At 37.6% G+C, this 13,424-nt stretch carries 13 protein-coding genes; 3 read left to right on the top strand and 10 right to left on the bottom strand.

The features are described from left to right. Nucleotides 1-306 (top strand): DNA cytosine methyltransferase (locus V7L01_RS35015; protein ID WP_335042967.1); only part of this gene is annotated, 306 nt, incomplete at its 5' end. On the opposite strand, the gene V7L01_RS35020 is transcribed toward V7L01_RS35015, so the two are convergent. From V7L01_RS35020 to V7L01_RS35030, 3 genes are all read right to left on the bottom strand, one after another. Next, nucleotides 292-474 (bottom strand): hypothetical protein, encoded by a 183-nt coding sequence (locus V7L01_RS35020; RefSeq protein WP_335042968.1) that lies wholly within the window; start codon nucleotides 472-474, stop codon nucleotides 292-294. The two genes, V7L01_RS35015 and V7L01_RS35020, sit on opposite strands and share 15 nt — an antisense overlap. A 230-nt stretch (nucleotides 475-704) precedes the next feature. Next, nucleotides 705-1,127 carry a DUF488 domain-containing protein gene (locus V7L01_RS35025; RefSeq protein WP_335042969.1) on the bottom strand — a complete coding sequence of 141 codons (423 nt, stop codon included), beginning with the start codon at nucleotides 1,125-1,127 and terminating at the stop codon, nucleotides 705-707. 10 nt (nucleotides 1,128-1,137) lie between these two features. Beyond that, entirely contained in the window at nucleotides 1,138-1,932 is a 795-nt protein-coding gene (locus V7L01_RS35030; RefSeq protein WP_335042970.1) for a hypothetical protein, read from the bottom strand. Nucleotides 1,933-2,274: 342 nt separating this feature from the next. On the opposite strand from V7L01_RS35030, the gene V7L01_RS35035 reads away from it, so the two are divergent. Continuing rightward, complete coding sequence (locus V7L01_RS35035) at nucleotides 2,275-2,898, top strand: DUF488 family protein, N3 subclade (protein WP_335042971.1); 624 nt, start codon at nucleotides 2,275-2,277, stop codon at nucleotides 2,896-2,898. A gap of 105 nt (nucleotides 2,899-3,003) precedes the next feature. Here V7L01_RS35035 and V7L01_RS35040 read toward each other — a convergent pair whose 3' ends face one another. From V7L01_RS35040 to V7L01_RS35070, 7 genes are all read right to left on the bottom strand, one after another. Next, the gene (locus tag V7L01_RS35040) at nucleotides 3,004-5,916 is read right to left on the bottom strand and encodes a pPIWI_RE module domain-containing protein (RefSeq protein WP_335042973.1); all 2,913 of its coding nucleotides are present in this window, start codon (nucleotides 5,914-5,916) and stop codon (nucleotides 3,004-3,006) included. Then, the gene (locus V7L01_RS35045; RefSeq protein ID WP_335042974.1) at nucleotides 5,909-7,537 is read right to left on the bottom strand and encodes a hypothetical protein; all 1,629 of its coding nucleotides are present in this window, start codon (nucleotides 7,535-7,537) and stop codon (nucleotides 5,909-5,911) included. Before V7L01_RS35045 ends, V7L01_RS35040 begins: the two co-directional genes overlap by 8 nt. Before the next feature lie 228 nt (nucleotides 7,538-7,765). After that, nucleotides 7,766-9,319 carry a hypothetical protein gene (locus V7L01_RS35050; protein ID WP_335042975.1) on the bottom strand — a complete coding sequence of 518 codons (1,554 nt, stop codon included), beginning with the start codon at nucleotides 9,317-9,319 and terminating at the stop codon, nucleotides 7,766-7,768. Continuing rightward, entirely contained in the window at nucleotides 9,316-10,488 is a 1,173-nt protein-coding gene (locus V7L01_RS35055) for a restriction endonuclease-related protein (RefSeq protein ID WP_335042976.1), read from the bottom strand. The genes V7L01_RS35050 and V7L01_RS35055 overlap by 4 nt, the downstream gene beginning before the upstream one ends. 2 nt (nucleotides 10,489-10,490) lie before the next feature. Then, nucleotides 10,491-11,084 (bottom strand): hypothetical protein, encoded by a 594-nt coding sequence (locus V7L01_RS35060; protein ID WP_335042977.1) that lies wholly within the window; start codon nucleotides 11,082-11,084, stop codon nucleotides 10,491-10,493. 64 nt (nucleotides 11,085-11,148) lie between these two features. Next, nucleotides 11,149-12,024 carry an ATP-binding protein gene (locus V7L01_RS35065; protein ID WP_335042978.1) on the bottom strand — a complete coding sequence of 292 codons (876 nt, stop codon included), beginning with the start codon at nucleotides 12,022-12,024 and terminating at the stop codon, nucleotides 11,149-11,151. Between the two features lie 161 nt (nucleotides 12,025-12,185). Further along, nucleotides 12,186-12,482 (bottom strand): hypothetical protein, encoded by a 297-nt coding sequence (locus tag V7L01_RS35070; protein ID WP_335042979.1) that lies wholly within the window; start codon nucleotides 12,480-12,482, stop codon nucleotides 12,186-12,188. Nucleotides 12,483-12,646: 164 nt separating this feature from the next. Here V7L01_RS35070 and V7L01_RS35075 point away from each other — a divergent pair, with 164 nt between their 5' ends. Then, nucleotides 12,647-12,976, top strand: coding sequence for a hypothetical protein (locus V7L01_RS35075; RefSeq protein ID WP_335042980.1), 330 nt, complete (start codon nucleotides 12,647-12,649; stop codon nucleotides 12,974-12,976). The last annotated feature ends 448 nt before the right edge of the window (nucleotides 12,977-13,424 follow it).

Genomic DNA, 13,424 nt, shown 5'->3' on the forward strand with positions numbered 1-13,424 from the left:
GAAAGAGTTGGTGGACGTACACAGTCCAAATATAAACCTGGACATCTACCCTGTAACACGATATTGCGATCCCATTTCACCGATCACAAAGGCTGTAACCGTAGTAAGTTCGCTGATATCTGGTTGCCTGATGGTACGGTCAAATCTTTGTCTATTGAGGGAGCGGCGAAGTTACAAGGCTTTCCTGATTGGTATGAGTTTCCCAACGAAACTGCTACGGCAGGGTCAATTATCGGCTATTCTGTGCCTCCCAGTTTTGCCGCGCAGTTATTCATGTCAGCACAAAGTAAGCTATGTAGGCAATAACTTAGGCTCTACTCCTTCATCAATCCAAGCATCAATTGCTGTTTTTACCTCTAATTCAGTCACGGACGACCATTCTTTTTCGTTGATAGTGGTTTTAAATACCGCTCTTTTACCGTGACCAACTTTTTCCATTGAGTGTCCGCGATACACATTTTTAGGCTTAACCATTTTTTCTAATCATCTTTATGGAATATTATAAACTGTCGCTCAATAAGAAGAGTCATTTGATTTTCTATAATGGCTGTTGATCGAGGAGATTATCATAGCTATAGTGTTAAGTTTGTAGTGAGGACATGGGATTAGTTAAATTAAGTTTGTTTCCGCGTATATAAAGCGTAACGAAAAGGTTTCTTCGCTTAAAAGTGCGAGTATAAACGAGCGGTCGCTCGGAAGTGAAGTTATTCTAAATGTTTGACCGCAATGCCTGTAAGTTCATGTAATTGATTTGCAACAGATACCCGATGGCATTTTGCACTTTGTAATTCTGCACATAGTAAAAGAATAGTTTCCTTTTGCCCAATTTGAGCAATTTCTAATAATGCCAACGTTGCTTCTTTTTGATTAGGAGGAATCCAATTTTTATTCCCAGATGTGTTACCTAATGCAGTTTGAGAAATATATTTAACATTTATGGAATTACAAAGTTTGTCAATTGCTGTTCCATACCACTTTCTACTCCAAGCGCGAGGGGAAGAACGTACATCCACAACATAGTTAACATGAAATATTTCTAGGTATTTTAAAAAATCGTCATAATTTTTACGATTTCCATACCCAAATGTCAAAATTAACGGCTCTATATTTCCAGCTTTATAATTCATTTTCCCCATTTCAAAATAAACTTAATTGTTGTAATTGTACTATTTTTGGGTAAAATAATCCAATAATCATAAAAGATTTTCTGTGATTTTTTAAATTGCCAACTATAAAATGTAAATCTTTATCTATAATAAACCCCTCTAACTTTTGTTTGACTTTATTTAAAGATTCCTGTTCCTTTGCTAATAAATTATTTGCTTGAGAATTATCCCTACAGTTTCTATATAATTGCATAATTTCCCAATCACTTATAGAATATTTATGCTGAGATCCTGCCTCATCAGTAAACTCATACCCAAATTGGTAAGGAATTTTTTCTAGATCAATCGATTCCTCAAACAAATCAAGTTGGTCTAACACTGCTTGTTGTTTAGGTTGCCATTCGCGTTCGGTTGATTTACAGTAATATCTTTTTATACTTCGGGGTTTAATTATTCCTAATGACTTATTCTGTTCTCTTATTTGTTCAATTGAGTCGAATTTAAGCGGTAATAGTAATGATTTTCTCTCCTGCCAGTTGTTTGAGGTATCAATTTTTCTAATAATTTCTATAGTTGAATGATTAGCCCGAAAGCTTTCCAGTCTAGAATCTTTTTCATCTTTGCTTATTTCAGCCCTAATAATAGACCATCTAGGATAGCGCTTATCATAATCCATGTATCTAAAGGGGATAGGATATATGCGAATCCATTGCTGTGGCTTTTCATCTTCACTTAATAAGATTCCTGCTGTACAGACTGTTTCCTTATATTTAGTGCTAATTGATGGGTAAGTTTTAGTGGCAATCAATACTTTTCTAGCTGACATATATTTAAATTTCAATTTAAAATCATTTTAATTATAACAATAGTTGTTATTTTTTAGATTTTATTATTTAATTGGAACTGGGTAAACTTCAATATTCAAGATTATAATATTTAAAAAGTTAGACTGCATTTTTAAACCCCGTTAGCTCATAGTCTAATAGTAAACCTTATAATTTTATAGTTATTTATCATTTTATATCCTGAAAACTCTTGCTTTTTTATTCATGGAAATGAATATTATTTCATCAGTCCAACACTTTTAATATTTTCCGTACTGGTACTTTCGCTATATGACGTAAATATGGTGAAAAATCCATAGTCGATTGCCAAGTTGAGTGCTGTTTTGAAGCATAATTTCAGTCAATTGGATGTCCCCAAAAGCTGGAAAGGCAAACACCTTCAAGAGTTCGCGCCAACTCCAAAACTACTCAAGTGGTGGAAGGCATCAGCCCAGGATACCGCCGCACAGGAAGAATACACCAGGGAGTTCAGGAAGACTTTGGATTCTCGTCAGCAACTAATTCAATTGTGGGTGAGAAAACAGAAAGAAAATCGGCAAGATATAACCCTATGCTGCTTTGAAAAGACTGGGGATTTCTATCATCGATATCAAGTTGGTGAGGAGATATTGCAAGAGCTTTGGCGCGGGGAAGCTGGGGCTGACCAGCTACAATTAACCCTTATCCAAGGCAAGACAAAGCACCCTACTACATATCCACCTTTGATATTGTCGCTGATCGAGAAATGTCACGCACTGGGTTATCCTGTGATGTGCGTTCCCGCTTCTCCTGTCGGAGACGCTACGCGAACGGGTTGCCGTAGGCATCGCTTGCTCTGCGGCTACTACCGGGTATCTCTGCATGGCAAACATTTGAAGGATTGGTCGGAGCTAGAGGCGTGTGAGAATAACCAGATGCTAGCTCCTTTATCAGAGATATTCCTAAGGCAAACGAAGCGAGATCGCTAGTAATAAGCTGCGTGCGTCCAGATTTCACAGGTCGTTATCACGGCTTAAATGAACAACTTTTACAAATTGCTCTTCCAAAGAAGGTTCAAATATTGGCTCTTATGCTCAAAATAAGCTTAATTGTATAAATTCAGGTTCATCAGAAACTATTTCTTCATCTATAAAATCATCTTCCTCTTCTTCTGAAATTGTAAGCCTTGGTATATATGCTAATATTTGCTGTGCAGCATGAAGAGGTTGTGGAAGCAATGTCACAATATCATCATCAATGAAGGGCGAACAACGCCTCAAATTATGAATGATTAATGTCCATTCTTCTGATTGATCTTCTGCCTGAAGCGATAGCCAAGTAATTTCTAACGCTGTTTGATTCCAACTAGATTTAGAAATACGGTCACGCTGTCTGGCATTAGTTGCACTTTTTGCAGTTTGTGGATCTCGACCAATTGAGAAAAACCCAGAGTTAAAATCTGAATTTTGATAAATTCCACTATATCTATTAAATATAGCTGTAGGACAAACATGAGGAACTATATTATCCCAAGAATAACGAAGCTTTGCAACTCGAAGTAAGTAAGAGTGTTTGTTAGAAAAAATTAAATTTTGATGCCAAAAATTATTTATATCTTTAGAATAAGCTGATTGAGGAGTATTAAGTATCTTCGACAAATCTTTTCGTAAATTTTGCTCATCTAGTAGCAAAAGAGTTGGGTGATTTAAAACTAAATCTTTAAAAGCTACACTTACAAAGTTCATTATTCTTTCTGAGTCATACTCAAAAGCAAATTTTTGCTCGAACTGCGCCATTGCTAGTAAACTTTCTCGATATGACATCCATACAGGACCATGTTCGCTAGGTAAGCAGACTAGCATTTGCGAAGAACTGTTTGCTGCTGGTATTTTTATTAATATGGGAATAACTGCTTTTTTTTCACTCTTATTCCTAGCATTAACACGAAGAACTCTAATACTAATTATATCTATTAAAGCAGGTAGTGAAGTACTAGGAATTTCTCGATGAAAAGGCAAGCCCAAAGGAAAGTCAAGCTGTCGTAGTAAATCCATTATGGCATTTTGACATCTCCCTTTATAACTATCAATTTGGGATTTTAACTGGCTTTTTTTAAATTCATATATTTTCACTTGTTTATTATTTGTTGGATCTGAGGGAATAAATTCTTCGGGGTTAACATATTCTGTTTGGTCAGGAGTGATAAACTGACTAACCCAGCCACCTAAGGCATATCCCCATCTGATACCAGTTTTGGGATCTTTAGACCTTCGATTTTTTTCAAAATTGCGGTAGTCAGGTAGTTCAATTAAAACACCTAACTGTTCATTACCAGAAGAAGATTGTTTTGCCAAGCAACGTTCAATTAATCTGGCTCTATTTTGAGTAGCTGCTGATTTAGCTGAGTTAGAATAGCTCCCTTTTAAATCTAAAGGTTCACACCACTCAGCAGGAAAAGGATTTTTTTCAATTTTGAGTAGGTAAACTTCTCCTTGTCTATTCATGAACCGCCAAGTATCAGATTGTCCATCTTCAGGTTGAACAGTACCGCCAATATCTTTACTCGTCAGAAAATTTAATAAAACATTAGTAAAAGTATCAATTGAGTCGTTACTGCAAATAGCAATTCGATAAATAATTTTAGGGCAAGATGTTGATAAATTTAATGGCTCTGATTTTCGAGTTGATTTTCTTGCTTTGCGATGTGGAAGGCTATTCTTATTACCAAAATCAATTTTATAAATTTGAGGTGATGATGCAATTTCTAATGGTAATTCCTTGCTTAAGCGGTCAAAAAGTTCAAAGCGGTCAGCAGCTTCTACACCAGCACCAACACGGTGTTTTCCTAACTTGGTATTATAGCTAAGGAGATATTGTGGAGCAAAGTCTTTTGGATTGTTTAAAAACTGCATGGTTTGAGGAATATCTAAGTGTGGAGCAATCCGAGATAAAATTGTATCAATCCTCGCTTTCCAACTAACAGCAGTATTATTGCGAGACAGCTTAAAATTAATTAAAGTTATTTCTCGCGGTTGCGACGGATGCTTATCAGGCTTTACCCACCCAAGTTCCTCAACTGCTGCATAGACTGTAGCATCTTCTTTAGAGGGCAAGAGAATTTGACTTTTTGCGCTTGGAAGTGGTTTATTGTCTTGATTATCCCATTTCACCATTGGACGAGTAATATAGCGTTTAATGCCTGGTTGAAAAAGAAGCAGCGCAGGGGTTTTACCGTGAGGAGGAGTAACCCAAAATCTCAAATAATAAGAATATTTCCATAGCGTTTTATTACTGTCTGAAGAATAATCGCAGGGAGGCCAAGTAACTAAATAGGCATCTTCGGAAGAAGCAGAGGCTGACACAACCATTGGAAAAGAATAACTTCTTCCTTCACTATCACTAAGTTGAAATTGAAATCCTTTCCGAGTTAACCAGCGAACAATCAACTCTGGTAAAACTGGTTTAATAATTGAGAAAGGAGCGGCTTTAAGATTGATTAACTCCCAAGAAAGCTCTGCGCGGGCTGGTTCCATCTTAGCAAGGATATTACGAATAAGCTCTCGATCATTGCTATAGTTAGCAACTAACCATTCTCTAATAACATCCCAGAAAAAATTTAGGTCAATAATATTACTATTGTCATGAACAACTAGCCAGTAAGTAGGGCGTTTCTCTTCCTCCCAACAGAATGAATTAGGGAAAATATAGATAATATCTGGAGCGCAGCCTCTCAAAGCAATATTTAGTCCTACAATGGGAGGGGTGGAATCAACGCTTGATAAGCTTTTTATTAAGTCAATCCAAGCAAGTGGTAATTTTAAGCCGTAAACTTTGCCCATAGCACTTAGGTCAAAATCATCTTTGATCAACCAAGCTAAAGGTTGAAGTTTATCTACAGGTGGATTTTTAGTTCTTTCTTTCCTACCTTTTGTATTTAAAATTACTTCAACTTGTTCTTCTTGTTCCGTTTGATATTCTTCTCCAATCAGCTGAAGTTGCTTATTCATAATTATTTCCTCCAAAATTTTGAATTTGTAATCGTTTTACTAATGAGTGCAATTGATCGTAAATAGCCCCGTACAACTCTCTAGCTAGTTGCTGCTCAACTAAAGATTTTGTGCTGTTAGGTGCAAGATATTCATCTAAAACTTCCACCCACCCTTTTAATAAACTACGACCAGATTGGCGAGTTGGGTAAAAAGCAGAATCGCAAAAGAAAACACGAGTTGGAACTCCGCCTCTGGTAGCTCGTCCTAAAGCTTGAGTAACTGCAACTAATTGATCCCAAAGCAGTTCCTGCCATAAATCTTTATCCATCGCTTTTGAACCGACAGAGGAAGCGTGTAGCCGGCGTCCCCAATTTTTATAAGCCTGAGAACGCATAGAAGAAATTGCTGACTCTGCTGTTGTTCCTAAATGCTTGGGTAAAACATTGCTACCTTGCAAAATTGAGTCAAATACCCAACGATTAATTGCTCTAATTTGACGACCGAAGTCAGTAGGGACTGGATAGGGACGAACTAAAAAGAAGACGCTACCTAAATATGCAATATTAGTGCCAGGTAAAAGAATATTATAAGCGCGTTGAAATGCACCAAAAGGCACTACCAAAATTGGTCTTCCTCTAGTTGGATGTTGTTCAATTTGCCCGCGTCTAATCAACCAATCAGCTTCTTGGAGATCGCGATCTGGCTGCATACAGTCTACCAGATCCCGCCACTGTGAAGAATCTTGTAAAACAGTTGCTACTGACCGTGCTTCGCTATAACTTCCAGTAATTAACACAACACCTCTGGACATACTTTGTTCTTGCCAGTAATCTAATTCAGAGACTATTCGTGGAACTGTATCACTGCCACTACCAAAAGCTAGATATTTTGTAATTTGAATGAGACTATTGCGGCGTTCACTACCAGAAAGACCACTAACTCTAGTTAAATCACCAGCTTTACGTGGTATCGGAATAAAGTCGAAATAGCTCTGGGCAATTCTTTGAGTAGCTTCTAGTGGGGGTAACAAAATTGCGTTTGGCTGAACACTGATATGATACTGCGGACTCCCCGGCGACCATGAAGTAGCACTGGTAAAAAGCGTATGCGGGCCGTATGTACCGCAAAGATGCACATATAAATAAGGAAAACGTAATAGTAAATATCTGCCCATTCCTACACAGTCTAAATACCGAAGAACACCATTTAGACTTTTATCTTCACTAGAATCAACAAATTGATAGCCTAAAATATTCCCTAGAGGAGATTCAACCCCAATATCAATAAATTCATCGGGGGGATTAGCAGTAAAGTTAATTTCATTGCCTAGCTGCTCACTCGCCTCCACCGCTATGCCGAGCCAATAACGAACTAAGGCAATAACATGACCATCCATTGCTGTCAGGATAACGCCCAGTTCAAGACGTTCCAACATTTTAGAGGTTCGTAGGGATTGGTCTAGTTCCCAAGGCAATAAATTATTTAACCATTTGCGTAGTCTGTTGATAAAACGATGACCTTTTTGATTTTGAACATCATTAACTAATTTTTCTAAAGGATGAGCAGATTCATCGTCTGAATCGTTAGAACTAAAGGAGTTTTTATAATAAAAAATAAACTCCTGTTCAAGAATAGTCAAACAATTTCCAAGTTCGGCTTCAGAAATGTTATTAGGGGCTAAAATACGAATGTCATCTTGGATATGCTTGTAAATAATAGAATTGTAAAGAGGCCATCCAGTAATCCATTCTTTGAGATGAGGATGCTCAAATACTCTGGCAAAAATCCAGTCCGACAGACGAGAAGCTTCACGTACAACACTACGTAATTCGTGATAACGAGAATCAATTAATGGCGATCTCCCTGTTTAAAAAAGGCTATATTCAATAAAATCTAGTAAAGCTTTTTGTGTCCCATCTGTTTGTGAACCTGCTAAATCATTGGATGGAGCAAACCGATCTTCAAAAAAAACTTGTTCGCGGTCTACTTCATCAAAAATCTGTAAATCGCAATAATGGTTAGCGGCTTCTAGTAAGCGCATTTTGGTATTCAGCAAGTTTACAGGTAAAGAGGTTTGCAGAAAAGCCGCTGAAGTTGCTATCCAAACCGATGCCCCAGCAATATCGCGGTTAGCTTGATGAACAGGACAAATATTGATAAAAGGACAATGATAGTGAGAAATATTATACTTCGCGTTTTTCTTCTTTTTAGCAATATCCTCTCGTGTTGTAAGTCTTGTACAAGGTTCAGAACCAGGAGGAATAGAGCCTTCACTTAGTAAACCTGACAAGATGCATGAACCTGTGAGCCATTTTAAGGCTGGATTATCAAGTAATAAGGCAGTCTGTGGATCGGATTCAGGATCGTAAGGTTGGTATAAATCCTCTGGCTCAAGTGAACTGCGGTAAGCCATTCCATATTGATACTGGTGTAAATCACGGCTTTTGCCTAGTATTGGTGCAGCAGAAATTCCCATTTTGATACAGTCTGCTGCCATTTCAAGAACTTCATTTACAGTATTGAATATGATACAAATCCGATAATCAGCATTAAAATTTTGCTGCTTAATTAAATCGTAAATTAAAAGCTTAATTACCGTACTTTTACCCGATCCTGTAGGTCCTAATAAGTGATAAATACCATTAATAGTGATTTCTTCAATACGAAAGAGAGAATCGTTAATTTGTAAGAGGTTCAGTTTCTCATAACCTTCTAACCAATTTCTTATAGGCAGTTTTTTATTTAGTTCTATAGCAGCTGCTTTCAGATCCGACATCCGAACGGTTAGCGTCTCTGGTGGATTTTTACGATTTCTAGGTTGTAAAATTTTAGGAGTAGGTATTGACTTTTCTAAATCTAAGATACCTTCAAAAAGCTCAGGCGAAATTGTAATTGAGAATTCTTCTAAGCCTATAAAAAAGCTGTATTCTTTGTTAGGTTGTGCATAATTGATTTTCGGAATTGTGTGTGCTGCTGGCTGGTCTAGGGCATTACAAATTGCAGCCATTCGTTCTGGGATAAAGTGCAGTACTGCTCGACGTTTATATTGATATGACTCAATATTAATATCGTATTGCCGGATAATAGGTGGCAACTCTGCATACCATTCGAGTGATTTGTTCCAAGCTGTTGCTGTACGAATATATCGAGCGCGATGTCGAGCAATTTGGCATTTACGAATTAAATTAGTATCATGGCTAACTTCAAAAGGGATAAAACCAGTTAATAAACTCCATGCTGAATCTAACTTATTATTTGATTGCTGATAGACTTCTTCATGAAGCTTAATGACTAGCTCTATTTGAAAAAATTTGTAGCATTTTGTTTTGTTTGAAAAACTTCCTTGTTCAATAACTCCTTCTTGCTCTAAAGCTAATAATTCAGTACTAATATCCTTAAGCCAAGCTTGCCAATCTCTCATAAATCGTTAGTTTTTGATAATTTAAGTTCGCGATCAACTTTTGCCAAGAATTTTTTAAGAAATAAAACTTCTATGCGGCTCAAGTTAGAGTTCTGTTGACATTGCTCTTGCCAAATAGAATAGAAAATCTTGTTGTATCGGGTTGTATTTCTATAATCAGGAAAAATATAAAACGCTTTGTCCCAATAAGGTGATTGCTTAAAAGGCTTAAGTTCCAGAGCAATGTGTCGCGGTGATGAATAATCTTTGAAGTCTATAGCCCACGTTATTCCCGATGGAAATTTTATATAAAGGTCATAATTATCCACATTTGGCCAGAGTTGGCACGTTAAGCCTTTTGCTTCTAAAGTATTGTGTAATTGCACAAGCATTTGCTCTGGAGCTACAACAGAAGCTTGAATTCCACGATTTGTTCTCAATGACTCTGAGTGATAGGGTATCCATTTTTCTGGATAGTTAATTCTTTCAACTAATCGAGAACATAAATCACTGTAGCAGAAGGCACGAGGTCGAGCATGATTTTGCCAAGCTAACGGCCAGCCACAGCGAGGGCAAAGAGCAATTTGCTCGTATCCATTTCGCATAATACGGCAAGATACTGGAATTGGCTCATAGCTAGCCCTTATTAACTCTCGCACTTCCAAATCCCACTCTAAATCTCGATTAATTTCTCTCGTTCCCCACTCTAAATATGAGTGCTGGACTAGAAATAACCGAGCTTTCACATACTGATGGTCTAGTCGTTTTCTTGTACAGAGTTCTAAAATATCTTTAAAGGGTAAGTCTTTAATCTCTAACTCTGGCTCATAGCCTTGATTGACGCGTTCAGCTAGCTCATAAGTCAAATCAGTTGGTCTACCAAAGAACAGTAGAGGTTCTGTAAAATCCATTTCCTGCATGAACTCACCAAGAACCCCTGGCCAGTCTTCTAAACGGCGATGAAACCAGTCAACAACCTCCTTGTGATGTCTAGGAGGCATAATTTTGTGCCTTATGCACAAGACTGATAGCTGTTCAATCCCTGATTTGATATGTTTATTGGCGCTAGTAATTGGTAGTGCGATTCTGTTAGAGATTTGCTCTTGTTGCTCAACAAGACCAACTGCAATACGAGTAACAGCTTGTTTAAGGCTAAATTTTTGAGATTCTGCCTGTAATCCATTGTTCATCTCTAAACAGCCCAATTCCAAAAGTAATAAGTATATTTCAGCCCTTTGTTACTCACTTGGTAATCGCGTCGTATTAGATGCAGATCGTGTAAACGTTTTAAACGATTATTAGCAGAGTTAATAGCAAGCTGCTTTAACTTTGAAAGTTCGGGTGCTGTCAAACTGCTTTGCTCCCACAATAGTTCCAATGTTTCTCTTAAACTCAACTCTAATTTTCCAACGCACTGCCATTGACCTTCAGATTCCACAGCAAGAAATGCTATTTTCAAATTCCGAAATTCAATCGCAGCGTTAAGGTTAACGATTGTATCTGGGGTTAATCCTTGGAGAAGAAGAGTACGTTGAGGAAACTGATTTTTTGCCATCTCTTCCCCTATGCGAATTAGAGTTTCATCCAAAAAGGAAACATCCATAAGTTGCTCAAGAGGAAAATTAAGTAGCAAAGCGTTTCCCTCAGCTACTTTTTGTAAGCGGGACTTTAAACGCTCATACGCCTGTTCGCCTTTAAGCCTAGTCAGAAAAAAGTGATCAGAAAATCCTAAACCCGTAAGCAGAGACGTTATATCTTGACGCTCAATTATTTCGCTTTTTGTCAATTCACTCCTCTTATGTGGCTGTTCACTGAATCTTTGTGAATACACAATTAAGGTAACTTCTTACTTATTTCATGTCAAGAGGTGAACGTAATTCTACAGTAACTTGTGTTCCTGGCACATAAGCTAAATTTCGTATTCCCTGTATTGTGCCGATTCCCCGGCTAAAAATCGCACTGTTCCCTGAACGCAACCACAGACATCCATTGCTTGCTCCAGCAATACGCTCAACTTGGCGCAATCCTAATCCACCACGTCCTGTTAACCTAGATGTTTGTCCATTCATCGCTTTCAGCAGGTAGTCGAAAGAGTCTTCCATAACATTAGATTCGTTAACCCCTAAAAGACTGCCACGAACTCCACATCCTAAATCTCCCACAGCTAAACGCACAACAGCTTGATCTAGGTATGTAACTTTTTGAATGAGTACGCAACCATAACAATCTCCACTGTGTTCATATATATTCGCACATAGCTCAATTAGTACATTGAGTAAGTCGCGCAGATATGATTGTTGCAACCATCGCTTGAAAATATTGTCAGCTCGAGAGACTATTGTTCCTATATCTTCAAATTGATTAACTACAGTTAGTTCAAGAAGATTATATGTACGCAAAGTACGATTCCATCGTAGTTCTAAGATATCAGTGGGTTGTAACCAATCTGAACTAACTTCAAATAAGTTCATCCGTTCTAGATACTGGTAAACTTTCATTGATATATTTTTTATAATTACTGTTTTGCCTGATCTTTTACTAAGATTCCGTCCAGCTATTACTAGAGCTATTACACCATAAGGTCGAATAAAATTGACTTGCCTTAAGTCTAATACATATTGCCCATGTGGTAACGGCTTATTGATGAGATTGTAAAATCTTTCTATTCCATATCCATCTTTCCCTAAAATATTGGGAACTTTGATAATTACAAAATCCTCAGCCATACTTTCAAATTACTATATGTTGTGAGTGTTTATCAAAATAATATTTTTAATTTTTATTAGTATTTTTCAAATTATAAATGCTATGTTTATTTATTAAAATAAAATAACCACAACTGTAGCAAAATATATGCCGATATATTTTAATATACATTCCGGCTTTATCAATGGAATACTTTACAATAACCTGCTTTACCAAAGTGGTGTGTTAGCTCCAAGAGCGATGCCTTCGGCAACTTCTTCGACGAACGCTCCTTCAAATCTGCGCCAGTATGAATGCCGAGCGAGTGCATTTTAGCCGCAGTCACCTCTCCAATACCGTGAAACTTTTCAATTGGTAGCTCCTCTACAAAGGCGATCGCTTCCTCCGGTAAAATCACCGTTAGTCCATTGGGCTTGTTCTGCCCTGATGCCATTTTTGCAAGAAACTTGTTAATTGACACGCCTGCGGTTGCTGTCAACTGAGTTTCCTGGAATCTACTACGTATTTTAAAATATAAGTATTACTTAAGCTCAAACCTTCAATCTGTTATTTGACTGTAGATGTGCTATTCTCAACTCAAAACCTCAACCCAGGCAGAATAGCAAATTTTTTCGGAGTTAGAACGTTAGGTATTGCTAGCTTATGCAGAAATTTGTACAAGAAGTGAATGAAGATGACGATACCTACTCACAACTGATGGCAATTAGCCAAAAGTCTATTGAGAACGCACATTACGAAACTGCCTATCATGCTTTGTGTGCCGCCCTGCACTATGCCCAAGATATTGGCGACGAGCATTGTCTAAAAGCTGTGTCAGAAGCAGCGAAAGCACAATCGGATTGGATTGACGCTCACGCTCCAAAACATCGGTTGTCAAGTCAGTCTACTATTTTACGCCAAGGTGTCAGCCTATATGACACGCTTCGCAGACAAGCAGCTACGCGGGCACTGCTTGTAAGAAGTAAAAAATAATTAAGCCTGCAAAATTTTCGTAATTCCTAAAAACCCTATTAATCAACATTTTAATTGGACATTACCCCAAATTAGACATTGGCCCAAGATGGACGTATTTAACAATTGATAAATATTCGTAATAAATTGGCTGTGGCGTGTATGTTGACGAAAAAATGGGGTTCTTAAGGGGTGTAGACTCTCCAAAATAGATATATACACCGGACACTATCACCATAAATAAATAAGGCCGCCACCCCCAACTTGTACTCAACAAGAATTACAGGTAAGCGAGAATACCTTAGACTAAGCGAAGTGTGATTGCTCCTCGATGCCGCCGCTTATCGCAAATCACATTATTCTCACAGTGATAATTATCAGTAAACCAAAAAGTTTTTCTCCAAAGAGCGATCGCTAAAACATTGGTAGTTTATAATACTAGTAAATACGTAATCCTCTAACCAGCAGA

This window comes from Nostoc sp., assembly GCF_036917095.1.
In the GTDB taxonomy this organism is placed as follows: domain Bacteria; phylum Cyanobacteriota; class Cyanobacteriia; order Cyanobacteriales; family Nostocaceae; genus Nostoc.